22 protein-coding genes are annotated in these 23720 nt (G+C 46.0%); 11 read left to right on the top strand and 11 right to left on the bottom strand.

What is annotated here, in order from left to right; translation table 11 throughout:
• The 5 genes from HQM11_04045 to HQM11_04025 all read right to left on the bottom strand — a co-directional run bounded on the left by HQM11_04045 (position 1) and on the right by HQM11_04025 (position 5617).
• A complete protein-coding gene (locus HQM11_04045) occupies positions 1-1029 on the bottom strand; it encodes a hypothetical protein (GenBank protein MBF0350174.1) in 1029 nt (342 codons plus the stop codon).
• Between the two features lie 74 nt (positions 1030-1103).
• Positions 1104-1619 carry an O-acetyl-ADP-ribose deacetylase gene (locus HQM11_04040; GenBank protein MBF0350173.1) on the bottom strand — a complete coding sequence of 172 codons (516 nt, stop codon included), beginning with the start codon at positions 1617-1619 and terminating at the stop codon, positions 1104-1106.
• Positions 1620-1626: 7 nt separating this feature from the next.
• A complete protein-coding gene (locus tag HQM11_04035) occupies positions 1627-2913 on the bottom strand; it encodes a hypothetical protein (protein MBF0350172.1) in 1287 nt (428 codons plus the stop codon).
• A 556-nt stretch (positions 2914-3469) separates the two neighbouring features.
• Positions 3470-3778: a hypothetical protein gene (locus HQM11_04030; protein ID MBF0350171.1), complete on the bottom strand. Its 309-nt coding sequence runs from the start codon at positions 3776-3778 to the stop codon at positions 3470-3472.
• Between the two features lie 54 nt (positions 3779-3832).
• On the bottom strand, positions 3833-5617 hold the full coding sequence (locus HQM11_04025; protein MBF0350170.1) for a sigma-70 family RNA polymerase sigma factor: 1785 nt from the start codon (positions 5615-5617) through the stop codon (positions 3833-3835).
• Positions 5618-5744: 127 nt separating this feature from the next.
• Between HQM11_04025 and HQM11_04020 the strand changes: the two genes are divergently transcribed.
• The 9 genes from HQM11_04020 to groL all read left to right on the top strand — a co-directional run bounded on the left by HQM11_04020 (position 5745) and on the right by groL (position 16433).
• Positions 5745-6080 carry a hypothetical protein gene (locus HQM11_04020; GenBank protein ID MBF0350169.1) on the top strand — a complete coding sequence of 112 codons (336 nt, stop codon included), beginning with the start codon at positions 5745-5747 and terminating at the stop codon, positions 6078-6080.
• Between the two features lie 77 nt (positions 6081-6157).
• Positions 6158-6397 (top strand): hypothetical protein, encoded by a 240-nt coding sequence (locus HQM11_04015; GenBank protein ID MBF0350168.1) that lies wholly within the window; start codon positions 6158-6160, stop codon positions 6395-6397.
• A gap of 13 nt (positions 6398-6410) precedes the next feature.
• Entirely contained in the window at positions 6411-7787 is a 1377-nt protein-coding gene (locus HQM11_04010) for an anthranilate synthase component I family protein (GenBank protein MBF0350167.1), read from the top strand.
• Positions 7787-8692 (top strand): lytic transglycosylase domain-containing protein, encoded by a 906-nt coding sequence (locus HQM11_04005; GenBank protein MBF0350166.1) that lies wholly within the window; start codon positions 7787-7789, stop codon positions 8690-8692. Before HQM11_04010 ends, HQM11_04005 begins: the two co-directional genes overlap by 1 nt.
• Before the next feature lie 37 nt (positions 8693-8729).
• A complete protein-coding gene (gene kdsA, locus HQM11_04000; GenBank protein MBF0350165.1) occupies positions 8730-9572 on the top strand; it encodes a 3-deoxy-8-phosphooctulonate synthase in 843 nt (280 codons plus the stop codon).
• Positions 9573-9597: 25 nt separating this feature from the next.
• Complete coding sequence (locus HQM11_03995) at positions 9598-12267, top strand: methyl-accepting chemotaxis protein (protein MBF0350164.1); 2670 nt, start codon at positions 9598-9600, stop codon at positions 12265-12267.
• A gap of 369 nt (positions 12268-12636) precedes the next feature.
• Entirely contained in the window at positions 12637-14316 is a 1680-nt protein-coding gene (locus HQM11_03990) for a hypothetical protein (protein ID MBF0350163.1), read from the top strand.
• Between the two features lie 158 nt (positions 14317-14474).
• Positions 14475-14762, top strand: a complete 288-nt coding sequence (gene groES, locus HQM11_03985; protein ID MBF0350162.1) for a co-chaperone GroES — start codon at positions 14475-14477, stop codon at positions 14760-14762.
• A 45-nt stretch (positions 14763-14807) separates the two neighbouring features.
• Positions 14808-16433 carry a chaperonin GroEL gene (groL, locus tag HQM11_03980; GenBank protein MBF0350161.1) on the top strand — a complete coding sequence of 542 codons (1626 nt, stop codon included), beginning with the start codon at positions 14808-14810 and terminating at the stop codon, positions 16431-16433.
• Between the two features lie 43 nt (positions 16434-16476).
• Here groL and HQM11_03975 read toward each other — a convergent pair whose 3' ends face one another.
• The 6 genes from HQM11_03975 to acpP form a co-directional block, all read right to left on the bottom strand.
• Positions 16477-17262 carry a hypothetical protein gene (locus HQM11_03975; GenBank protein MBF0350160.1) on the bottom strand — a complete coding sequence of 262 codons (786 nt, stop codon included), beginning with the start codon at positions 17260-17262 and terminating at the stop codon, positions 16477-16479.
• A gap of 110 nt (positions 17263-17372) precedes the next feature.
• Complete coding sequence (locus tag HQM11_03970) at positions 17373-17876, bottom strand: copper chaperone PCu(A)C (GenBank protein MBF0350159.1); 504 nt, start codon at positions 17874-17876, stop codon at positions 17373-17375.
• 10 nt (positions 17877-17886) lie between these two features.
• The gene (locus HQM11_03965; protein MBF0350158.1) at positions 17887-18453 is read right to left on the bottom strand and encodes an SCO family protein; all 567 of its coding nucleotides are present in this window, start codon (positions 18451-18453) and stop codon (positions 17887-17889) included.
• Positions 18454-18469: 16 nt separating this feature from the next.
• Positions 18470-19441 (bottom strand): pentapeptide repeat-containing protein, encoded by a 972-nt coding sequence (locus HQM11_03960; protein MBF0350157.1) that lies wholly within the window; start codon positions 19439-19441, stop codon positions 18470-18472.
• 70 nt (positions 19442-19511) lie between these two features.
• Positions 19512-20750 carry a beta-ketoacyl-ACP synthase II gene (fabF, locus tag HQM11_03955; protein MBF0350156.1) on the bottom strand — a complete coding sequence of 413 codons (1239 nt, stop codon included), beginning with the start codon at positions 20748-20750 and terminating at the stop codon, positions 19512-19514.
• Positions 20751-20797: 47 nt separating this feature from the next.
• On the bottom strand, positions 20798-21037 hold the full coding sequence (gene acpP, locus HQM11_03950; protein MBF0350155.1) for an acyl carrier protein: 240 nt from the start codon (positions 21035-21037) through the stop codon (positions 20798-20800).
• A gap of 715 nt (positions 21038-21752) precedes the next feature.
• Here acpP and HQM11_03945 point away from each other — a divergent pair.
• On the top strand, positions 21753-22799 hold the full coding sequence (locus HQM11_03945; protein MBF0350154.1) for a type II secretion system protein GspG: 1047 nt from the start codon (positions 21753-21755) through the stop codon (positions 22797-22799).
• Between the two features lie 23 nt (positions 22800-22822).
• Positions 22823-23662, top strand: coding sequence for a type II secretion system protein GspG (locus HQM11_03940; GenBank protein ID MBF0350153.1), 840 nt, complete (start codon positions 22823-22825; stop codon positions 23660-23662).
• The last annotated feature ends 58 nt before the right edge of the window (positions 23663-23720 follow it).

The following is a 23720-nucleotide window of genomic DNA, read 5'->3' as shown; positions in this document are numbered from 1 at the left end:
CTAGAACCGGAAGCTGATGCCGCCCTTGAGTGTGTACTGACTATACGATTCGTCAAAAACAGTTATTTGCTGAATGATGCCCACCGCATGCCAGCGATAGAAGGCGGCCGAACCTTCCGGGAAATATTCGACACCCAGTTGTAATTCGTTGAGCAAACGATAATCTGTGGGCTGGGCATTTGTGGAAGTGTTGGTGTTGTAACTCCATTTCAGCAACGGCACCAGGGGTGCCAGAATACGATCGCCCTGCTGGACAAAAAGGACTAGGGAAGTGGCCTTATGCCGGGTTCCTTCCTGCAAAACATTCTCTCCACGGAACTCACCCTTAAGATAATCCACATTGATTTTGAAATTGGCCACCTGAAACCGGGTACCCAGGGAAAGCATGTTCAAAGGTTCCAGAGCTTCCCAGTCAGATCCGCAAGCCACCGGGGAAACAGCACAGATTCTGTCCTGTGGAAACAGGCCCAATTGCAGGATTGTATCAAAAAATCCTTCCAGAAAACGACCATACCAGGCAATGTTCAGGGCGGGAGAAGTCTGTTGAGCGTTTCCCCCTCCGGGCTGATTCAGAATCTGGGCAATGATTGTGTGGTCGGCAAGTCCCAGGGATTCCAGTGAATAAATGCCGCTGAGTCCCACTTCATACAGTTCGCGTACCTGTTGTCCGAGCAGGGAATACTGATACACATCCATGCTGTTCAAACTGCCTTCCCAACCGCCCTGGTAGATGAACTGTTTGCCAAACCGCCAGGAAAAATCAGCAGATAATTTTTGTTCGAGATACCAATACTCCAATCCGGCACCTGAGCCATCCGGCCGCTGAGCCAGAGAATCCTTCAGGCTGAAGCGCATGCGGTATTTGAGGGTTTCATCCAAAGTGCCGGAAAGATTCAGATGGGCACGGTCAATTTGAAACAGATAGACCATTTCATTCTGTCCCGGATCAAACGACGAATCACTTTTTCGCAGAACAGTATCCGTGCGGAATTCGGCATCCCAGACAGGAGGCTGAGTTTCAGCAAGCAAGTCACTTGAGAAAAAAAGGAGAAGGATCAGTAGTGATAGAAGGCTTCGATGAGACATGGAACACTTTGAGATCATTAACTGAAAATTTCATTGAATGCGTTTTGATAGCAATGATAAACACGGTCATCAAAACATACAATAATGATTTTCTGAAGAGAGGTCCGTGTTGTGTTTAGAAAATGCCGGATCGTTGTCAGCGCGATTCGGGAGGCCTGTTCCACTGGATATCGAAACACGCCGGTACTGATTGAGGGAAAGGCGATGCTGACCAACTGATGTTCCTGAGCCAGACGAAGTGAATTTTGATAACAGGCTCTGAGCTGATCATTTTCCCCGAGGTTACCACCATGCCAGATGGGCCCGACAGTGTGGATCACCCATTTGGCTGGCAGACGATACCCCTTTGTGATTTTGGCTTCTCCGGTTTGGCATCCCTTCAGTGTTCGGCATTCCGCCAGCAGTTCCGGCCCCGCGACACGGTGAATGGCACCATCCACGCCGCCGCCGCCCAGCAATGAATTGTTGGCCGCATTGACAATGGCATCCACCTCCTGATGGGTGATGTCTCCCTGGACAATGCTGATCGTCATGGTGTTCCTAAAATTGATAATTCCAGGCCAGTCTCAAGCCTTCCGGTCCGGCTGAAATGGATGGCATCAACTGGGAAAAATATCCTTTAACCCGGCCTTCCGCAATCAGTTCGCTGACCAGTTTACGTTGCTGAATATATTGATACCCCGCATACAGGGTGATGCCACCGGCCATATGGGGCAGAAACTGGTTGAGACTGTTGGTGAAGGGACTGAAATCATTTTGTAAGATAATCAGCGTGGCGACAAAACCACCGCCTGTCATGATCATCCAGCGTTTTTCCTCTTCCTTGGCCTTGATCACCCGTCTGGCCCATTTTTCCTTTTCATCATCTTTCTGAACCACCAGTTCCGGAACCAGTGGAATGGGTTTTGTTTTGGGCATTAACCGTTTCTGGGTATCCAGTTCGCTACGGACTTCCGCGATCATTTCAATTTGCCGGGCAAAATTGATGAACGTTTTCACAAAATATCCCGGTTTGATTTCTTCCATTTGCTGAAGCACGATCAATTCGGAGGAGGCGTCATTGAGTCGATGAACCTGGGCAATAGCGATGTTTTCCTGAAAAGCGCCAATCGTCTGTCCATCCAGATTCACCGTGGGGGGTGTTTCCTTGTAGATGACCATCTGCAAGCCTTTTTTAAGGCCATGCGACAGACCGAGGTCGGTTGTGATCCGGTTTTCATTCATATTCAGAACATGCCCTCGAAGCAAGGTGTTTGCAGAAACACGTTGCGCCAGAGCAAACAGGGTACTTTGAATGTCCGCGTCAGTGAACTGCACTTCATCCACAAACGTTTCCCGGTTGGTCACCACATCAATGACCCTGATGGAAAGAATCATCCCATCAATTTCCCGGGCATATTCGTCAAGAATTTTCTGGGCACTGATCCGGCCCACCATTATTTTATCCGCACTGAGCTGTTTTCCCAGATCAATACCGCAGGCAATATCGTGGCAATCAGCCAGCGAAGGATTTCGCATCTGCATCTGGGCATTCCATTCTGAAGGTCCGACCAGTGTGAAATGATTGGTGTTCGAGAGATTAAGATACAGGGATCTGAGAATTTCTTCCGAGGCGGTTTCGGTCATACCGGAGGGCATGAGCGTCAGTAGAAGAATCTTGATTCTGCCATCTTCGCTGAAACCACTCATCAGATCATTCTGATAATTGAAGGATTGATCTAAGGGTTGGCTTTCGGAAAAAAAATCCGTTTGTGCTCTCAGTGAATGCGGGTGCGCCTGCCCAAGGCAGATTATGATTGCCAGCCAGAACCAGATTCGTAGGATCATTCGCTAAATCCATGACACGGAGATTTTTCACAACATCTCCAGTTGTTCAAAATGGAAGTCCCTCAACGGAGAAGGCTCCCGTACAAATTCAATTTTCAGTGATTCCCCCTTCTGGAATATGTTCGCCCTTCCGCAAAAGCCAAGCAAGAAAAAGGCCAAAAAAACGTAGGGTAGTGACCAGGGTTATTCACTTCTCTGGTAGGACGAGACTACGTGCCAATGTCATCAACTTAATAAACAGACGAATCCATTATATATCCCGACAGGCCCATGTGAACCATGATTCCCGCATTTTTCTTACTGGCCACCGTATGAAACTGGCGAAACAACGACTATGGCCATATGGGGTTGTTTAATTTTCAGTTTGGCATGGTGGATAGGTTGGGTAGAACGAAGTGAAACCCAACAAAACTCGATGGGTTTCGCTAAGGCTCTACCCATCCTACGCATCTTTTTTTGGAAAATTAAACGACCCTGATAGCCATATGGGGTTAATCTCCGGGAAAAAACTGTCAGAACCAGACAGGCTCTAGCCTAGCGATTTTCTATGCGCTACTCATAATCCATTCAGTTCAAATTTCAACCACGGAAAAGCTCTGAGAGCCAAATCATTTCGAAAATTCGATTGTTCAAGCATGGTGCTGATCAGAAAAGCGATCAAACAGGCGGGAACAAACGCACTGAACAGTGACGTCATCAGGATGGTGGAATAGTGATGTATCTGCGAAGAATCCGGAATCAGAAGGGGCCATTTGAAAAATGTGAGTGGAGCAAGAAAGGCGGCAATGAGGAAGCAACCACCGGTGCTGATGCTCCAGCATGCCCATGAAATATAACTAAAAATGGAATTCAGATGATGTTTCAAGGGACCCTCGTGTGATACTTGTTGTGAGAGTCCGAAGTTTCATAATTGGAAGGGTTATTTGTCAAGACAACTCAGCAGTATTTTACTGCGGGAAGCATGACTGAGTTTGCTCAGCGCTTTTGCTTCAATCTGCCGGATACGTTCCCGTGTGACATTGAAGGTCTGGCCGATTTCTTCCAGGGTGTGGTCATAATCACATTCAATGCCAAACCTCATTTTGATAACTCGTGCTTCACGATTGCTGAGTGAGTCAAGTGCCATGTTGATACGGTCCTGATCATCCTTGAGTGTGGCCCAGTCGCCAGGTGTGAGGCAATCGTCATTGGACAGAACATCGAGTAACGACATCCCTTCCTCATCTTCAAGAAGTGTGTCTAAAGAGGATGGTTCTTTTACAATACAAAGAGCTTCAAGAACTTTTTCCAGGGCGATACCTGTTTTATCTGCCAGTTCTTCCATGCTCGGTTCACGCCCGAAAAAACTCACCAGACGTCGTCTCACCCGCTGAAGTTTTGCGGTGGTCTCCACCATATGAATCGGAATCCGGATGGTCCGGCCTTTGTCCGCAATGGATCGCACAATGGATTGACGAATCCACCATGTGGCATAAGTGGAAAATTTGTATCCGCGGCGGTATTCAAAAGACTCTACAGCACGAATCAAGCCGATATTTCCTTCCTGAATCAAATCCAGGAACTGAAGTCCACGATTGCAATACCGTCGTGAAATCGTAACAACCAGATGCATGTGGGCTTCAATGAACTGATGTGTCAGTTGGTCGGTTTCCCTGTTGATCTGATTGATATGCCCGATGCTTTCATGGAACGCCTCGAATGACACCCCTGTTTGTCGTTCCAATCGTTCCAACCGATTGCTCTGGATCATCTTGCATTCGACATAGCGCCTGATTTTCCTCAGATCAAAACCGGTTTTCTCAAGATTATCCCTACGGACAGTTTCCTGTTCGTCAGGCGGAAGTTTGAGCCAGAATTCGAGTGGTTCCAGCATGGGTTCATGGATCATCCGCATGTAGTTCTGGAGTTGGTTCCGTGTCTGCACCATGTGTGCGTAATGACGGCGCATCACATGATACAAGCGTTGAATCTGCCGTGGTGTAAACTTAACGGCCATGATGCATTCACTGATTGTCCGGAAGTGCCGTTTGGCCTTGGCCCCTGAACCGTTTTTTTCAACAATTTCATTCCATTTGTCATAGGCCAGTTGCAACTCTTCCAGGGTTTCCATCAGGTTGTCCCGAACCTCATCATCTTCCTGCAATTCATTGTTGTCATGGTTGATCGTGGAAACATATTGCCCCACATCGCCGACCCCCTGTTTCAGGGGTTCAATCCATTCCAGCAGATATTTTACAACGAGAGTTGACTGACTGAGAATTTCCACCATGCTGGTACGCAGGTGTTCAATTTGCTGAGCCATCCGGGTTGCTTCCTCTCGACTGAGAGTCTTGATCCGGCCGATTTCTTTCAAATACTGATTGACCAGATCCTCAAAGGGCGAGGTCAGCGAACCTTCACTTTCGGATTCAATGCCGTACTGGGCAACAGTCTTGCGCTCTGTGGCTATTTCGACAAAATCATGATCGTCATGTTCTTCTTCCTCTTCAAAGGATTCTGGTGTTTCTTTGGCTGTTGAACTGCTGGAAACCACCTGGATTTGAAGTTCTGACAACGCTTTTGAAATGTTTTTCCATTCCGAATTACTCAGACTTTTCTGAGGAAACAACGACTGTAGTTCTTCCTGGGTGATTGTATTTTCTTCCCGGTTACGCAGATAGGCATGAAGCGTATCCATCGAAATGGGAGATTCGTTTGTTTCCATAAAAGACTTGCCCATATTGGCCTTCCATTTATTAATTTTAGAAAAATGTGAGTCCACTCAAACGGGAGTTCCAAACGACCGAAAGTCACAGCAAGATATATACCAACATATTTGTCAAGCCATATTTATGCTTATTATCTATAGACGCTGGCTTTGGATATTTTTCATTTCAATCACTGGTTGTTCTTCCGGTTCGGAAGCCTTTCGTTCCTCGTACAGTGATGAATACAAGTTGCGTGGTTATCAGGCTTCCGATATCAAGGTCACTGGCAGTGCCTGCGCGTTTGATCCACAGCAAGCGGTTATTGATGCGAAAAACACAGCTCAATATAACCTGCGATCCCTCCTTGGAAATGATCATTACCATGCCATTTTCCGGGAACGGAAACGCACCACAGAAGGCAAGCAAACCTGTGTTGAAATCATGGCGACAGTCCGGAAAAATAATAGATCCTCGCAATAGAAATGGAACCGGTTGACATAATCAATTCCGGAATTCCGGCAAAATATTGAATTTTCCCTGCCTGTTGGACGGCCCTCATGACATTGTTAGTGACTGACTTGAAACAAAATTGTGATGTTTGCCAGGGAAGCGGTTTTGTTGCGGGTTTCCATGAATATGGATCGATCCTGCCTAATGCTTCGGGCAAATGTTCCCGCTGTCATGGTATCGGTTATCATCTCACAGAACTCGGGCAGGAAATGCTGGAATTATTTCGTCCCTTCCTGAAAGAAATGATCCGTCAGGAATTTCAGCAACCGGCACGTCCCAAACTATGACACGACCCCCCTCATGCTAATTCCTGATCTGCAAACTCCCCCACATCAGATTTTTGCGTTCCTGCATCAGATGCAGTCCAAAGCTGTCTTCCTTGAAAGCAGTGTCCCGCATCCGGATCATGGCCGTTACTCCATTATCACCTCTTCCCCGGAGACCGAAGTCTATCTCCACAACGGGATCCTGCATGTCATGGAAGAGCCCCCGATTCCCGGAAATTTTGAAGCAATGGCTCGGGTTGTTCGCTCCTGGCTGAATAAATATCCCGAGATGAAATCAGCAACCCCGCCCCCTTATTTCACAGGCGGAGTTATCGGTTTTGTGAGTTATGACATCAACCGCTATTTGTACGACGGACATCAAGTGGGAAAAGTATCGTCATGGCCGGAAGGATGCTTTCGCTTATACCGCTGGAGTCTGGTGTATGATCATCAGCAACAGCAATATTCGGTTCATGGAGTCCCCCCCTTTGATATCCGCGAATTGAATCGGATTTCTGAAAATCGGGCGCAAACTGAAGCTTCTCCCCGGTTGTCGGAAGTCCATCCGCTTTCCAGTTACAAGGAATATCTGGAACAGATCCTGACGATTCAGGAATGGATTCGAAGGGGTGATGTCTATCAGGTGAATCTGACACGGCAGTTTGAATGTTTCTGGAATACAGACTCATGCGCACACATCCATCAATCCACCGGACGACTTTACCAATTGTTGAGGAAACACAATCCGGCCCCGTTTTCCTGCATGTTTCCCCTCATGAATGGACAATACATCCTCAGCAGTTCACCGGAACTTTTTTTTTCATTGAAACAGCGACACGTCACATTGCGCCCCATCAAGGGAACCTCTCCCCGGCACGCTGATCCAATCCATGATCAGACATCCAGAGATTTTTTATGGAACAGTTCCAAGGATCAGGCAGAGTTGCTGATGATCGTGGATCTCGAAAGGAATGATCTGGGAAAAGTCTGTGAATTTGGCAGCATTCATGTTCCACAAATAAAAACCATTGAGAGCTATGCGTCTGTTCATCATCTGGTTTCAACCATTCAGGGCACTCTTAGGCAAAATCTTGATGTATGGGATTTGATCCGGGCGTTGGCTCCTTGCGGTTCGATCACAGGAACACCGAAATTGCGGGCCATGGAACGCATCCATGAACTGGAATCTTTTGCGCGGGGAATATACACAGGGAACATTGGCTGGATTGATTTTTGGGGGAATGCCTGCTTTAATGTGGCGATCCGAACCTTGCTGATTGAAGAAAACCGGCTGATGTTCAATACTGGTGGTGGTATTGTCATTGACAGTCGTCCTGAACAGGAATATCAGGAGACCCTCGACAAAGCCCGTGGAATCCAATTGGCCTTGACTCAATGGAATCATTCATAATGAAGCACTTATCACCGATGCAATTACGAACGTTGAAGCTCTCTGGTGTACTGTTATCACTCATTGGACTCATTGCGTGTTCCGGGTCATCCCATCAATTTCCGGATATACCCAACAATCCCTTCCTTCCGTATTACATCAAACTACATCCTGAAGGCGTCCGGGATAGTCTGGAACGTTTCATGGTGTATCGCGATATGATACGGCAAATTTTTTTAGAAGAAGACTTACCTGTATTTCTGATGGCACTGCCCGCGCTGGAAAGCGGCTTTCGTGCGGATGCCATTTCTCCGGCAGGCGCTGGAGGATTATGGCAATTCATGCCTCAAACAGGGACAACCTTCGGATTAAAGAGCGATGAATGGATGGATGAACGTTTTGATCCGGTCAAGTCCACCCGTGCCGCGGCTAAATATCTAAAAAAGCTGTATGCCCAGTTTCAGGACTGGCATCAGGCACTGACAGCCTATAACGCCGGTGAAGGCAGAGTGCAGAAAGCATTGACGACAGAACAGAAACATACGATGCCGGCAGGATACTGGAAACTGGAGCTCAAAGCCGAATCCAGAGATTATTATCCCAAATTCATGGCTCTGGTTCATATCTTTCTTGACAAGGATCGGGCTGGCTTTGAAGAGGTGCGGTTTGAACCGGAAAATGCACTGGCGTCCCTGAACGTTCCGGTGCTTCTTTCACTGGAGGATGTGGCCCGGCGCCTCAATGTTCCCTATACCGAAATCAGGGAGTTCAACAGTTATCTTAAACAGGGAAAACCGGCACCGGGGCAGACTGAATATACCCTATATCTTCGCAAAGGACAGCAAACCCAACTGCTGGAATCACTCAACAAAAACCCGCCGCTTCCGGCCCCGGCGTTTACGGAAAAAACAACAGCCCGACTTTAACTGCATCAAAAGCGACCTCACAAACAGGAGAAAATGAATGGATAAAATAATCACAGTTCAGGATATTGCCATTTCCAACGCATCCCCGATGGTGCTCCTGGGAGGCATGAATGTGCTCGAATCCCGAGAGATCGCATTGACAGTTGCGGAACAGTTTTGCAATATCACCCGAAAGTTGAATATCCCCTATGTTTTCAAAGCGTCTTTCGACAAAGCCAATCGGTCCTCCATTCATTCATTCAGAGGACCCGGTATGGAGGAAGGGTTAAAAATTCTGGAAGAAATCAAACATACCTTCCAGATTCCGGTGATCACAGATGTCCATGAACCCCATCAGGCAGCACCTGTGGCAGAAGTCGCGGATATTTTACAAGTGCCCGCCTTTTTGTCCAGACAGACAGACCTGGTTATGGCTATGGCACAGACCGGGGCCGTGATCAATATCAAGAAGGCCCAGTTTCTGGCACCACAGGAAATGAAGCATATTCTCAGTAAATGTGAAATGTCTGGAAATTCCAGATTGCTGTTGTGTGAACGGGGTTCGTGTTTCGGTTATAACAATCTGGTGGTAGACATGCTGGGATTTCCCATAATGAAATCGTTTGGATACCCTGTTTTTTTTGATGTGACGCATTCTCTACAACAGCCTGGAGGGCTTGGAAATGCTGCCGGTGGACGCCGTCAGCAAGTGAGAGAGTTGGCTCTGGCCGGTATTTCACAGGGAATTGCCGGTATTTTTCTGGAAGCGCATCCAGACCCGGATCATGCACGGTGTGATGGTCCCTCGGCTTTGCCCCTGGATCAACTGGAGTTGTTTTTAACACAGATCAGAGATGTCGATGCCCTGATCAAATCATTACAACCGTTAACTATCCATTAACCTTCATTGAAAACAAGGAACTCTTATGCAAATAAAAATCCGCTGGAAAATCATGATCCTGAGTTTTACTATGGTCTTAATGGCCGTCGTGTCCATCGGGGTGTATGTGATCGAACACAAACGAAACATTGAAGCCGCTCAAATCGCTGTTTTTCACAAGGAAGAAACGGAAAAACGGAAACGTGAACTGATTGACGTGACCAACGTTGCCATTTCCGCCTTAAAAGCAGCCTATAGTCAGGCTAATGATGAGCAACGTCTTCGACTCAGAACAGAAAGCCAGCTCACATCGGTCATTGACGTGATTTATGCCGCTATCGAAAGCCGCTACCAGCAGGCACTGGAGGATAAGAAAAACAAAAAAGCACAGGAGAACGCACAGCAGGATATTCTGCAATATCTCAACAAATTACGGTTTGGCCCCCAGAATAACGATTATGTATGGGTGCATAATTTTGACAGAAAAAATACAGATCAGATCAAAATGCTCATGCATCCGACGGTTCCCGCTTTAAACGGAAAATCCATTTCAGAATATACCTATGCTTCAGGCGACCGTAAAGGCCAGCTTGTGCGAGCCGCAGGTGTCACAGAAAATATTGGATTTTTTATTCAGATGAACCGGGTTGTCGCACAAAATGGCAAAGGCTTTGTCAGCTACGAATGGCCGAGACCTACCGAAAAAGGACTGACGGATTATCAGCCGAAACTGAGTTATGTGCGGTTGTTTGAACCCTGGGGCTGGGTCATTGGGACTGGCGCCTATATGAGCGCGCTCGAATCAGAAACCCAACAGGACGTTCTACGGATGATCCGTGATTTTAGATATGGAGAAAACAACAAGGAATATTTCTGGATTCATGAAACGTCCCCGGAACATCCTGACAAGGCCACCGTTCTGATGCATCCGGTCACCCCGTCGCTTGAAGGACAGAACATGGCAGAATACCGGTTTGCCCAGGGCCCCAGAAAAGGTGAGCTGGTCTATGCCCGCGGAGAGGGCCCCAGAACCCAGTTCTTTGTAAAAATGAATCAACTGGCGTTGAAACATGGCGAAGGATTTGTAGAGTATGACTGGTTTTTACCCAATGACCGTGAGTTCCAGAAACTTACGACCAAACTGAGCTATGTGAAATGGTTTGAGCCATGGAAATGGACCGTAGGGACAGGGGTTTACATGGACGATATTCAAAAAGCGGTGAATCAGCGTTATGAAGATCTGGACAAGGATGTCAATGAACTCATTCAAACAATAGTTGTCGCGGGTCTTGTTGTGCTGATCCTGGGATATTTGGCGATTCTCTGGTTTTCAAGAAGCATCACACAACCCATCCGTCTGCTGATGGATACTTTAAAAATCAACACCAACGGTGATCTGACACAGCGCATGAATATTCAGACACGGGATGAATTCAGTGAGTTAGGCAACATATTCAATGGTTTTATTCACCATTTGTCAGATATGATTCGTCAGATTGCCGGAGTAGCGCAACGTCTGAATTCTTCTGCCGATGGAGTGACAGAGGAAGCACACCAGATGATCTCGCGTACTGAAACCGTCAAGACACAGGCCTCGGCAATTTTAAATTCAGCCAGTGACATGACTAAAAATATCACTACGATGGTAGCAGCTTCTGAGCAGTCTTCGGTGAATATCACCTCTGTCACAGCAAATGTGGAACAGCTCAGTTCCAGTGTCGCCACTGTTGCCGCGGCGGCAGAAGAAGCCGCGGCCAACATGACAGACATCAATAACAATGTTCTGAGCATTTCCAGAAACATCAAAACTGTTTCAGAGGCGGTTGCCAACATGTCAAATGCTCTTGTCAACATCACCGATCATACCCGGGACGCCTCAAGTGCCTCAAGTCAGGCGGATCAGCACGCACGTGAAACATTACAGGCCATGCAGAAGCTCGGGGAAACCGCCACGAAAATTGGCAGTGTGATCAAACTCATCAGCACCATTTCCTCCCAGACCAACATGCTCGCCTTGAACGCTACGATCGAAGCCGCCAGTGCGGGTGAAGCAGGAAAAGGATTTGCCGTGGTGGCCTCGGAAGTTAAAAGTCTGGCACAACAAACCGCAGAGGCCAATAACCAGATTGCGGACGATATTGAACATATTCAACAATTAACCCAGTTATCACTGAAACGAACTCAGGGGGTTGGTGAAATTATCAAGCAGGTGGTGGAGATCAATCAGTCGATTTCTAAATCCACCGCAGAACAAAGTCAAAATGCGGTTCAAATTGCCGCATCGGTGGGTGAACTGACGGAATCCAGCAAAATTTCAGCACTCAATGTGCAGGAAGCCTCTCAAGGGCTGAAGGAAATCACCAGGTCAGTGGCTGAAGCCTCTGTCGCGGCCAGAGAGGCCTCCCGGAGTCTGTCAGAAAGTTCTGTTGGTATTCGTGAAATAGCCCGTTCCACAACAGTCATGGAACGTTCTGTCAAAACTGTCTATGATAGCATTCAACATATCCAGAATGACATTGAAAACATGGCACAGAGTGTCCATCAAAACGAAGACCAGGCTGAGGTAGTGGCACAAGATTCCAGGGATCTTGGCAATATCGTGGGATTCTTTCAGATAGAAGATTCTCCGGCAAATCCTGAACCGGTGACTATTTCCGGAAAAGCGCCACAGAAACTATCGGCACCGGAGTCACCTTCCAAAAAACTCCTCACCTGAATCTTTATCCCTGTGATTGATATACATCCTTCACAGGGATATATCTGACCTGATTGGCGATTTTTATGGTGTTGTGAGCTATTAATGCCAATCATGGGTTGAAAATACAGAACAACCTGTTTATCCAGACGACAGGCAGCCGTCATCCATGGTCTGTTGGGGGAAAATCTTCCGGCTCGCCCATTCTTTCGTAAAATGATGGTGATGAGCATGAAAATATGCGGCTTAAGGCACAGTTAAAGCAAAGCCGCAAAATACCTTTTTCAAAAATCAACAACCCTGTTTTATAGCCACCCGATGAACAATTCAGCTCGCTTCAAGACTGAAGAAACAGTCATTTTGCCACACTCACTGCTCAGCAGTGAGGATATGGAAAGTATTATTCAGGACATGACCAGCCTCAGGGTTTCAGGAGGTGAGTTCGATTCTGAAAGCATTGATAACGCGATCCGTGTCTGTGAAAAACTGGATCTGGTCTTTGAAGGATTTTCCAGTGTAGAAAAAAAAGTGTTTCTGGAAAACTACGAATTCTTTGATTCCCAGTATAAATTCTCATTATTTCTGAAATTACTGTTTCAGGGGGGATTGGAACACAAGGAGGCCTATTTCCGAATTCTTTTCAGAAAACTGGATGCGTCCCAAAGTGTCATCCGCAGTGTACTGGCCACCAAAACTTTATTTGACTCACCCAATGTTGAGCAACAGATACGCTATGAACTGGAAGCCTTGATTGATTCCCTGACCCAAAGCTTCATCGCGCTGATTCCACCCTCGCTCAAACCAGACCCCAATCAGAAATTGACCTTCCGTTGGCTTAAGGACATTGCTACGCACAAAGGCCCCATTTTTATTGAGGGCGAAGTGCCCTACAGCCAGATGGTCCGAAAATACGCGGATCTGATTCATGATATTCTGGGACATCCCCAACTCCCGATCTACCTGAAATGGCGAGATCAGTTTCTGCAACACTGGCTGCTTGTAGTTCTGCGTAACGAAGATCAGTTCAACACCAATCCTGTACCAACCCTCAATTCGATCAAAGCTGATGTTTATGCGGAATATTCGAGTTGGACCAAGATTTCCAAACAACTCAATACCAACTTGAGACACCGGCAATTCCTGCAAAGTGAACAGGTGATCCAGGCAGAAAAAAACATGCTGGAACGTTTGCCGTCGAATATACTGGGACAGATGGTGTTTGACATCAGAAACAGGATCAAAAAAGAAACGGACGAAAATGTCGAGTTGGGCTTTGATGACGAGATGATCCAGGAGACAAGTATTTACAGCCACATCATGGATGATGTGATTCAATATGCTGAACAGCACCAGGAAAAACCCTCCTCATGGTTTCAGGCATTCATGCATAAAGTAAAAGAAATTTTTGTGCCGCAAGCTCAGGAGAAACCGGTCACCACACAAGAGCGTTCAGATGTGAAGGATCGAAGATATCCGGAAAAATTCATTTCACCTGTCAAAACAGACCGCATGCGCTTCGGAAAAAATTTTCCGCAGGATTATCAGGAAAAAGCGTCCCGTTATTTCACCCTGTTTTTCAGTTATAAAAAAGGAAATCTGAGCAATGAGTTTGAACAGTTTGTACAGGACGTTCTGAATTATTACGAAGAATACTCCCGAACCTCTGTCGTGCCAACCCTCCATAAATTTGCCTCCAGTCAGACAGGCTCTGAAACGACCTACACCGAACGCTGCCTGGCCTTACCCACAGTTCTTGGTCAGCAACTCCTGGTGCTGGGCACCACATGCTTTGTCAAAACCGGTTCAGGGGGACGTCTGTTCACTCCGCAATCTTATTTTTTATGGCTGGAATTTGTTCCCACTCCTGCCAAAGATCAACAAATTCTGCGCTCAGGAACCGATGCTTTTCTCATGCATCCACTGGATCAACTGGGTGCAAGGAAAGAGGTCATCTATGATGCTTTCCTGCAAATCATTGACAGTTTGCCTGACACGCTCCGCACACAACCACACATCCAGACGCTGATTCAGGTTTGCCATGAATACGCGGGCGAAGTTCCAAATTGGTAGTCGTCATTTCATCACTGAAATCCTTTAAATTTTCGTTTGACTTGTGTTAGCACTCATAATAAAAGAGTGCTAACTTGTAGATTCAAGCTACCTCATATCCGACTGACCTCCTCAGGTTTCGGTCGGGTTTTCCAGGATCTCTAAAGAAAGGATAAAAAATGATTCGACCAATGCAAGATCGAGTTGTGATTAAGCGTGTCGTTGCTGAAGAAAAAACCGCAAGTGGTCTCTTCATTCCCGATTCTGCCAAAGAAAAACCACAGGAAGGCGAAGTGATCGCCGTCGGCAAAGGCAAACGTCAAACTAATGGTGAGCGTATTGCCCCGGGCGTGAGCAAGGGTGATCGTGTTTTGTTCAGTAAATACGCTGGCACCGAAATCAAATTTGACGGTGTAGAATATCTGATCATGCGCGAAGATGATCTGTTGGGCGTGATTGTAAAATAATGTGTCTGTGACTAAAAAATTAACTATTTGATATGGAGAACAAAAATGGCAGCAAAAGAAATTTTGTTTGATGAAAAATCCAGAAAAAAACTGCTTTCAGGCGTCAACCAACTGGCAGATGCGGTAAAAGTCACATTGGGTCCCAAAGGTCGAAACGTTGTGATTGAAAAATCCTATGGCGGACCAACTGTGACCAAGGATGGTGTCACCGTTGCAAAAGAAATTGATCTGAAGGATCACGTAGAAAACATGGGTGCCAAAATGGTCCGTGAGGTTGCTTCCAAAACATCCGATGTCGCCGGAGATGGAACAACCACAGCTACGGTCCTGTCACAGGCCATGTATCAACTTGGATGCCAGCATATCACAGCCGGAGCGAATCCGATGGATATCAAACGTGGCATGGACAAGGCGGTTATCGCTGTTGTTAAAAAACTTAAAGAAATTTCCAAACCGATTTCAAGTTCAAAGGAAGTCGCACAGGTTGCTTCAATTTCAGCAAACAATGACCGGGAAATTGGTGAGATCCTTTCTTCAGCCATGGACAAGGTTGGTAAGGATGGTGTTGTGACTGTGGAAGAAGCCAAAGGTGCCGCAACCACACTCGAAGTTGTTGAAGGAATGCAATTTGATCGTGGTTACCTTTCTCCCCATTTTATCACTGACGCAGAGCGGATGGAAGTCGTTCTGGAATCACCAAACATTCTGCTTGTTGACAAAAAAGTATCCAGTTTGCAAGAGTTGATTCCTATTCTGGAAGCCAACGTGCGCACAGGCAAACCCTTGTTGCTGATTGCCGAAGACATTGAAGGTGAAGCACTGGCTGCTCTCGTTGTGAATAAAATCCGCGGAACCATTCAGGCCGCCGCTGTGAAAGCACCGGGTTTTGGTGATCGCCGCAAAGCCATGCTGGAAGATCTGGCTATCCTCACAGGTGCCACCGTGATTTCTGAAGAAACCGGCATGAAACTTCAGGACGCACAACTTACATACCTTGGCAGTGCCGCACATGTCACCATTGATAAAGACAACACCACGATCATTGATGGACATGGTACAAAAGCAACCATCAAGGCACGCGTCAGTCAAATCAGAGCTGAAATGGCAAACACCACGTCAGATTATGACCGTGAAAAACTCCAGGAACGTCTGGCAAAACTGGCCGGCGGTGTTGCCGTGATCAACGTTGGAGCTTATACTGAAGTGGAAATGAAAGAAAAGAAAGCACGTGTGGAAGATGCTCTGCATGCAACCCGTGCCGCCGTTGAAGAAGGAATCGTTCCCGGTGGTGGCGTTGCTTTGTTACGCTGTCTCTCAACGGTAGCCGCGGTTGTTGACTCTCTTGAGGGAGATCAGAAATCCGGAGCAAAACTGATTCTGAAAGCGCTGGAAGCCCCAGCCAGCCAGATCATTCGCAATGGTGCTCTTGAACCTGCGACTATTCTGAGTGAAATCATTAAAAATCCCTCTCTTTCTTATGGCTTTGACGTAGCTACAGAAGAGTTTGGCGATCTGATTGAACGCGGTGTGATTGATCCTACCAAAGTGACTCGTTCCGCTTTGGAAAATGCGGCATCTGTTACCAGTTTGCTGTTGACCACCTCCGCGACAATATTTGACGCGCCTAAAAAAGAATCCTCTGCTCCTGCAATGGATGACATGGATTATTGATCCACGCCGCACTTCGGGTATTCCTTTCGGGGAATACCCTTTCTCACCTCAATCCCGCAAAAACAGCTTCAGTGAAATAACCTGTCAATCCCGTTGTCATCGTTGTATCAGGTTCAAACAACGGATGGGAAATCCCATGGATGGAGCACATCCCGTAAGGATCCACCATCATGATCTCATCCCCCAGTTTGAGCGGAATTTCCGCATTTTCTTCCGTAATTTCCAGAGGAAGTGTTTGAATTTTAAGAATACTTTGAGGCGTTCTTGCCAAAATAAATTCTGAACGTTCCAACGGATGAATCGCCATGATAGAGAGCCCTGTTTCAAGGTGTCCCTTCATTTCCAGTTCAGGAACAGTCAACAGATCTATCGTGTTATATTCTGGACCGGACAGAGCTAAAAATCGGGAATCTCCTGAAAAAATCACTACTTCCGCAGGGTGAGTCAATTGCACTTGATGAATGAATTTCAGAGACGGCAACTCATAAAGAAAAACATTGGGCGGACTATGACGGTCCAATACCGCAATTCGTGAGAAATCAGTACTGAGTGAAAAATGCTGAACAGGAACAGAGAAACCGGCTTGAGCCAGTATCTTTCCAGAAGAATCCAATGCCTTCAAGCCCATGCCATTCGCATCGGTTTTGAAGTGAATCGGAATCAATTCATTAGACAGTGATTTGGAATCAGGTTTTATCACAGACTGCGAAAACCACCACAATGGAACAATCCCGATAAGCAGCAACGCCAACCAGATCATCAGATTTCTGATGATCCATTGAACAGTTTCCCTGGTTATCCGTGGCAAGACCGATTGATGAATTTTCATAAGCGATCATTGAAGTGTAAGTCAGGATCCACCGATACCCCATACCTTCCAAAATATCAGCAAACGAACTGACTTCAGAAGGGATGGAGGGTTCACTCGGCGTTCAATCATCAATGCATCATCTGATGATGTTCATGAGTCTCTAAGGGGGGCATGCTGGAAGGCATCATTTTTTCCTGAACCGGAATGGTGATTTGGAGGTCGTCCGCATCCTGAAACTTGAGTGTTAGATGAATTTGATCTCCGGGAGCCAATGATTTTTTAAGATTGATCAGCATAATATGATTGCTCATGGGCTTGAGCAAAACCTGGCCTTGTGCTGGAATCATAATATTATCAATCTTGCGCATGGACATCATGTCGTTTTCGTGAACAACGGTATGTAGCTCCACAAACTCACTGATATCACTTTCTCCGCCAAGCAAATAAAGATCCCGGGCTAAGGTATTGTGTATTTCCATATAAGCGGCACTGGCCGGTGCATTGGGAGGAACAGCCCGTACCCATGAGTTTGTGATTTGGATTGCTGATGTCGGTTGTGTTGTCGCTGTGGAACAAGCTGAGATGGCTAACATCACACTCACACATACTATCGCCCAAAAAGTTGTCTTCATAATGCTCCTTTCATTGTTTAAGCAAGTGTTGAATTCCTTGTAACAAGGCCTCATTTTCATGAGCCGTTTTAAATCGACCCCGGACATTTCCGTCCTGATCAATCAGATAAACATAGTCTGTATGCGCAAAAAAATATCCTGCGATAGAGGGGCTTTCCTCACGAAAATATCTGGCACGATACAAATCACCCACTTTTTTGATTTCGTCAACGGAGCCTGTCAGTCCCATGAACGTTTCATCAAAATATGTCACATACTCTTTCAATCGTTCGGGAGTATCCCTTTCTGGATCCACCGAAACAAACAATACCTGAACTCCTGATTTCAGGGAACCCAACTGGATCATATCCTGTTTCAGGGCTGACAGGATGAGTGGACAGACATCTGGACAATAAGTGTAGCCAAAGGTAAGCAGGACAACTTTTCCACGATAATTTTCGAGGCTTACGTTCTGCTGATTATGTCCTGTCAAGGTGAAGTCGCCCCCAACGCCACGATACACCTGAAGGGTGTCCTCCGCCGTGGCAGAACAGACAAAAAAAGACAATGAGATCATTAACAAAATCAGATATCGCATGCTTCACCCTGAGTGATTATTGTGCAAACATTTCTTTCACGGAGTCAGAAATACCCTGAATATTCTGCATGTTGGCATAATCGAGATTTGCCTCATCCAGAAAAGCTCCTGTCATATCCACATTTTTCAGATTGGCGCCTTTCAAATTGGTTCCACGCAAATTCGCGCCTTTCAACGTGGTACCTTCCAGATCAGTGTACTCAAGGTTCGCATAGGAAAGATCCGCATAGTTCAGATTCAGCCCCACCATATCCGCACCTGACAAATCCACCCCCTGTAATTTTCGAAAACCATCCCGGATAGATTGTTCCAGAATGCTGTTACGGTGAATTCCCTGTTCATCCATTCCTTTAGTAATCCATTCGGGAATACCACGGGTATTCTGAAAATTAGTATTTTCAATATTGACCAACAGTAACTTGGCGTGTTCCAGACGGGCGTCATGCAGATCAGCCATTTCGAGAGTCGTGAATTGTAAAGATGTTTCTCTCAAATCAGCACTATTCATATTCGCCTCCGTCAGATTCGCTTCATCCAGCACAGCTCGACGAAGATTGGCATGATCCATAATGGATCCTGTAAAGTCCGCACCATATAAAAAAGCACCTGTCAGATCGGCTTTGGACAAATTGACACCGGACATGTCCATGCCTAACGCTGAAACATTATGCATTTTTGCGGTATACAGCAAAGCTTTTCTCCAGATGGAACTGTCTAACTGTGCGCCTGTCAGATTGGCATTTTGCAGGTTCGCCCCTCTAAGATTTGCATAACGCAACTCTGTTTTTTCAAGTATGGCATCCTGAAGATTAGCGTTTTGCAAATCAAAACGATTCAAGTTTTGTCGGGAAAGATTCACACCTCTCAAATCTTTATTTTTCAGAGCGGAACGGGAAGAGAACCGGCAATGGGTTAAATCCGTGTATGGTTTTGGATTTTGACATTGCCCAGGAGGAAGTTCCTTGACGGGATCCGGTGCGGACCACACAACGCCACACGTCGCTGTAAAGGCCAACCCGAATGAAAGCAATTGAATGGCAAATGCCCGCCTCAAGTCACTAACCCTTAAATTTGGAAAAAGCGAGAGAAGCATTGGTTCCACCAAATCCGAAAGAATTTGAAATTGCATGCTCAATGCCCCGTTCCTTACCGGAATTGGGTGTGACGTCCAGATCACATTCCGGATCGATGTTCTCAATATTAATGGTGGGTGGTATAAAGCTATTCTGCATTGCCTTGATAGTGAGTACCGCTTCAAGTGCCGCAGCGGCTCCAAGCAGGTGCCCATGCATGGATTTTGTGGAACTGATTGAAACCTTTGATGCCGCATCGGTTCCAAGTGCTAATTTTATGGCACTCAGTTCATTGATATCACCAACCGGTGTTGAAGTGCCATGCGCATTGATATAATCCACTTGCTCCGGATTTAATCCTGCGTCTTTGAGAGCCATGGCAATGGATCGGGCAGGTCCGTCTGTTGAAGGCGATGTGACATGATAGGCATCAGAACTGAACCCATAGCCTGTCACTTCACAATAAATATTCGCGCCACGAGCCCTGGCAAACTCAAGATCTTCAAGAATCAGTACCGCTGAACCTTCTGACAGGACAAAACCATCACGATCCCGATCATAGGGGCGACTGGCTTTTTCAGGCATGTCATTGCGGGTACTCAAGGCCTTCATGGCTGAAAACCCTCCCATTGCAAGCGGCGTAACGGTAGCTTCAGCACCACCCGTGATCATGACTTTGGCATCGCCTCGTTCAATAATTCTGGCAGCATTGCCAATCGAGTGATTGGACGAAGCGCAGGCCGAAACCGTGCAGGCATTGTAGCCACGTGCCCGGAACAAGATGGATATTTGCCCGGCAGACATATTCAACAATGTCATTGGTAGAAAAAACGGAGTGATCCGTGATGGCCCCTTTGTCATCAAGGTTTCATGACAGGACTCAATGGTAGGAAGTCCTCCGATGCCAACCCCCAGGGAAACCCCCACTTCGGTTTCCAGAGATTCACTGATTTGCAGTCCTGAATCAAGAATAGCCTGTTCTGTGGCCGCAATAGCATAATGGATGAAAGTATCCATTTTTTTAATTTCCTTGGGCGGAATCAGGGCAGGCATGACAAAATTTTTAACTTCTCCCGCAATCTGACAGCGGAAATCTGCCGGATCAAAGCGGGTAATTCTGCTGATTCCTGATTGTCCCTCAGAACATTGTTTCCATGCTGTTGAAACATCATTTCCCAAAGGACAAACACATCCTAGTCCAGTGACTACAACACGTCGTCTCATGATCGTTGAATTAATAATGGTTTAACAGGCAATACCTGAAGCAGGTACTATTTGGACTCCAACGCACTTTTTATATAATCGACAGCGGAACGAACCGTAGTGATTTTCTCAGCGGCTTCATCGGGAATAGATATTTCAAATTGTTCTTCGAGAGCCATGACCAACTCTACAATATCCAATGAATCCGCTTCCAGATCGTCAATGAAGTGGGCATCCAGTTTGATTTTTGATTTGTCAACGCCCAATTGCTCACTGATAGTCGCAAATACTTTTGCTTCAATATCCATATAATACCCTCATGATAATAATTATAAAATTACTGACCAACGTACTGAAGCGTATGATCAAAATGTGAGAATTGAATTAGAAATCCATGAAAAAATGTCACATGGATTTTTGCAAAAACGTTAAAAATTCCAGATCTGAAATATACATTTCTGTTTGTTCTGGATTGCTTGTCAACCCGGGAATTTTCAATTGCTTTGCAACTAAAAAAGACAGGAGGTTTTTTGTCGACTTGTCCTGAAAAGTCAAACTAATTTCCCTCAGTCAGTGATTCAGAAATAGTTTTTTGATAGAGTACTTCTCCACAAGCCAGACACGGGAAGACACAAATCGCTCGCAGACTCGACCGTTTGATTAACAACGATCAGAGCAAGGTGAAGAGAACACAAAAATTCATAGCCTTTCCAGTTTTGTAAATGCCTGTTGACGTCAAACCCCCTCAAGATTAAAAGCAGCAGGATCCTCTGTTTAACGGACATTTGGTGACAACCCACCTCTTTCCACAACAAGAATCTCTCTTATTTTTCAGTTCCTTTCTATATTTTGGCGGACCTGTTCTCTGGCTCTATCATTCAATTAATCCACATGGCAGAATTATAATATTTGACAACTCGCAGATTTATCTCAGGTAAAAGTTGACGTTAACTTGTTTAATTTGCTACAGATTCACTCATCCGCTCAAATTGATCACCTGTTTTATTTGATTGAAGGGGAATTATGCGTTTGAAAAAAGGGTTTACATTGATGGAAATATTGCTGAGTCTGGGGGTCTTGTCCGTCCTGACAGCAGTGATTATGCCCATGGGTACAAAAGTATTGAATCAGACTAATGTGACGGGAACACAAGACAGAATCCTACTTTTGGAACAAGGATTGCTGAGTTATTTCAGAGATATGGGGAAATTACCAAATGATACTTACGGAACGTCCAACACAGGGTTGGATCAACTCATCACCAATGTCGGCAATGTGACGCCCTATTATGGTCCATATGTGACCAGCAGTACGCTGAAAGACAGTTGGAACCAACGGTATGTTTATGACCGGATTGATGGTGGTGATACTGTCCAGACAACGTCTGTGACACCCTATTGGGCAATCGAGGCCAGTGTGGCAGTGCTTGCGTCCAATGGAGCAAATCATGCTTTGGATAATCAGGTCGGCACGCATTGGATTCTGCAAAAAGAAAACAGTGATGATATGGTCTACCCTGTTTCAACACGGATTATCCAGCATCGTTATCTGAAGCATACCATTAGTCAAATCAGTGCCGCCATGGAATATTCAGGACTGGAAACAGTTCAGAAAATGAAAGACCGCTATGGTTTAAGAGTTGCGTCTTCAAATCCTAAAAATCCCAATGAAGCCCCCGATGCCATGATTGAGCTGTTCAATCAACTTTCCAGCACTTCAATTGCAGATCGCTATACCAAATTCATGTATCCCACCAATGCGTTTCTCAAACTCGAGAAAAAAGAGAACGGAGATCCCAAATATACGGATCCTGAGATTGCGGTAATTTTGGCAGAAGCCGGAGTGAGCGGCAGCAAGATCAGTAAATTTAAAGTACAGTGCAACGCCGTAACATCGTTGGAATGTCCCGCTATTTTCCTTCAAATCTTTTTTGATCTCCACACCTCAAAAGATCTTTGGGGAAAACCGTTGCTGTGGGATCGTACCAATTATCAATTTTATAGTTCGGGTCCAAACAGGACCAATGACAGTTTAGCGGCAAACACGGATGACATCCCAGGTTGGTATTAACAAATAATTGAACAAGGGGACATATGAAAAAAACAACGAAGACACAACAACGACGATGGGGTTTTTCCTTAATGGAAGTCATGGTTTCACTTGGCGTCATTTCTATTCTGGCTGGAACCATGGCACCGATCACTTCCATGGTGAATGACACCGTTAAAAGTTCCAACACCAAGAAAGAAGTGTTCAACCTCGAAGCCTCGTTGCAAAGTTATTACAAGGACGAAGGCCGGTTTCCCGCCAATCTGATAGATCTGGTGATTGATCCCACCGTTCCACCTGCTGTCAGTACATGGAAAGGTCCCTATGCGTCAGGTTCCACCACCAGTATTAAGAGGGATGCCTGGGGAAATGACTATATCTACACTCCTGATCCTGCAGTGATGTACAAGGCAACACTCAAATCGAACGGCCCCGATGGAAAGCCCAGCACTTCCGATGACCTGACTTATATGATTTCAGCCAAAACTGTTTATGACAAGGCCAAGGATAAAGTGATTGATGACAATACAACACTGATGAACGCTGGTTTAGGCCAGATTCCTCTGTTTGACGAACTGGTGGATAACAATAACTGTTCTGTTTCCAATTTCCTAAGCATTCCGACAACTGCTATTAAAATTAAAGCAAGCATTGCCAATGCAACGGAATGGATCAATTTAAGAGCAAAATGCGGAACAAACTGTGCCGCTGATAAACATTGTCCTTCCGCATTCATGGAAATGTTTCAGTCTATCCCGGCCAGAGACGCCTGGGGGAATTTCATGAGCTGGGATGTGAATGAACGTCATTTTTATAGTCGGGGACCCGATGGTAAAACATCCACCGCGGCAGAAAAACTGGATGACATTCATCCGGCATACTGATTCAGACCCTTGTGAATACCAACACAGATTTGTTTATAATCCGTCAGATTAAAGGGGA

The organism is SAR324 cluster bacterium, assembly GCA_015232315.1.
Classification (GTDB): Bacteria; SAR324; SAR324; order SAR324; family NAC60-12; genus JADFZZ01.
Note: the sequence above shows the minus strand (reverse complement) of the source record. Positions and strands in the feature narration are given on the sequence as shown.

Bases quoted from the DNA above. Each gene is read 5' to 3' on its own strand.
- kdsA (MBF0350165.1), top strand. From the start codon at position 8,730: ATGGATAAAATAATCACAGTTCAGGATATTGCCATTTCCAACGCATCC.
- HQM11_03965 (MBF0350158.1), bottom strand. From the start codon at position 18,453: ATGCGATATCTGATTTTGTTAATGATCTCATTGTCTTTTTTTGTCTGT.
- HQM11_03940 (MBF0350153.1), top strand. From the start codon at position 22,823: ATGAAAAAAACAACGAAGACACAACAACGACGATGGGGTTTTTCCTTA.
- HQM11_04010 (MBF0350167.1), top strand. From the start codon at position 6,411: ATGCTAATTCCTGATCTGCAAACTCCCCCACATCAGATTTTTGCGTTC.
- acpP (MBF0350155.1), bottom strand. From the start codon at position 21,037: ATGGATATTGAAGCAAAAGTATTTGCGACTATCAGTGAGCAATTGGGC.
- groES (MBF0350162.1), top strand. From the start codon at position 14,475: ATGATTCGACCAATGCAAGATCGAGTTGTGATTAAGCGTGTCGTTGCT.
- HQM11_04025 (MBF0350170.1), bottom strand. From the start codon at position 5,617: ATGGAAACAAACGAATCTCCCATTTCGATGGATACGCTTCATGCCTAT.
- fabF (MBF0350156.1), bottom strand. From the start codon at position 20,750: ATGAGACGACGTGTTGTAGTCACTGGACTAGGATGTGTTTGTCCTTTG.
- HQM11_04040 (MBF0350173.1), bottom strand. From the start codon at position 1,619: ATGACGATCAGCATTGTCCAGGGAGACATCACCCATCAGGAGGTGGAT.
- HQM11_04005 (MBF0350166.1), top strand. From the start codon at position 7,787: ATGAAGCACTTATCACCGATGCAATTACGAACGTTGAAGCTCTCTGGT.
- groL (MBF0350161.1), top strand. From the start codon at position 14,808: ATGGCAGCAAAAGAAATTTTGTTTGATGAAAAATCCAGAAAAAAACTG.
- HQM11_03970 (MBF0350159.1), bottom strand. From the start codon at position 17,876: ATGAAGACAACTTTTTGGGCGATAGTATGTGTGAGTGTGATGTTAGCC.
- HQM11_04020 (MBF0350169.1), top strand. From the start codon at position 5,745: ATGCTTATTATCTATAGACGCTGGCTTTGGATATTTTTCATTTCAATC.
- HQM11_03990 (MBF0350163.1), top strand. From the start codon at position 12,637: ATGGAAAGTATTATTCAGGACATGACCAGCCTCAGGGTTTCAGGAGGT.
- HQM11_03945 (MBF0350154.1), top strand. From the start codon at position 21,753: ATGCGTTTGAAAAAAGGGTTTACATTGATGGAAATATTGCTGAGTCTG.
- HQM11_04015 (MBF0350168.1), top strand. From the start codon at position 6,158: ATGACATTGTTAGTGACTGACTTGAAACAAAATTGTGATGTTTGCCAG.
- HQM11_03975 (MBF0350160.1), bottom strand. From the start codon at position 17,262: ATGAAAATTCATCAATCGGTCTTGCCACGGATAACCAGGGAAACTGTT.
- HQM11_03995 (MBF0350164.1), top strand. From the start codon at position 9,598: ATGCAAATAAAAATCCGCTGGAAAATCATGATCCTGAGTTTTACTATG.
- HQM11_04035 (MBF0350172.1), bottom strand. From the start codon at position 2,913: ATGATCCTACGAATCTGGTTCTGGCTGGCAATCATAATCTGCCTTGGG.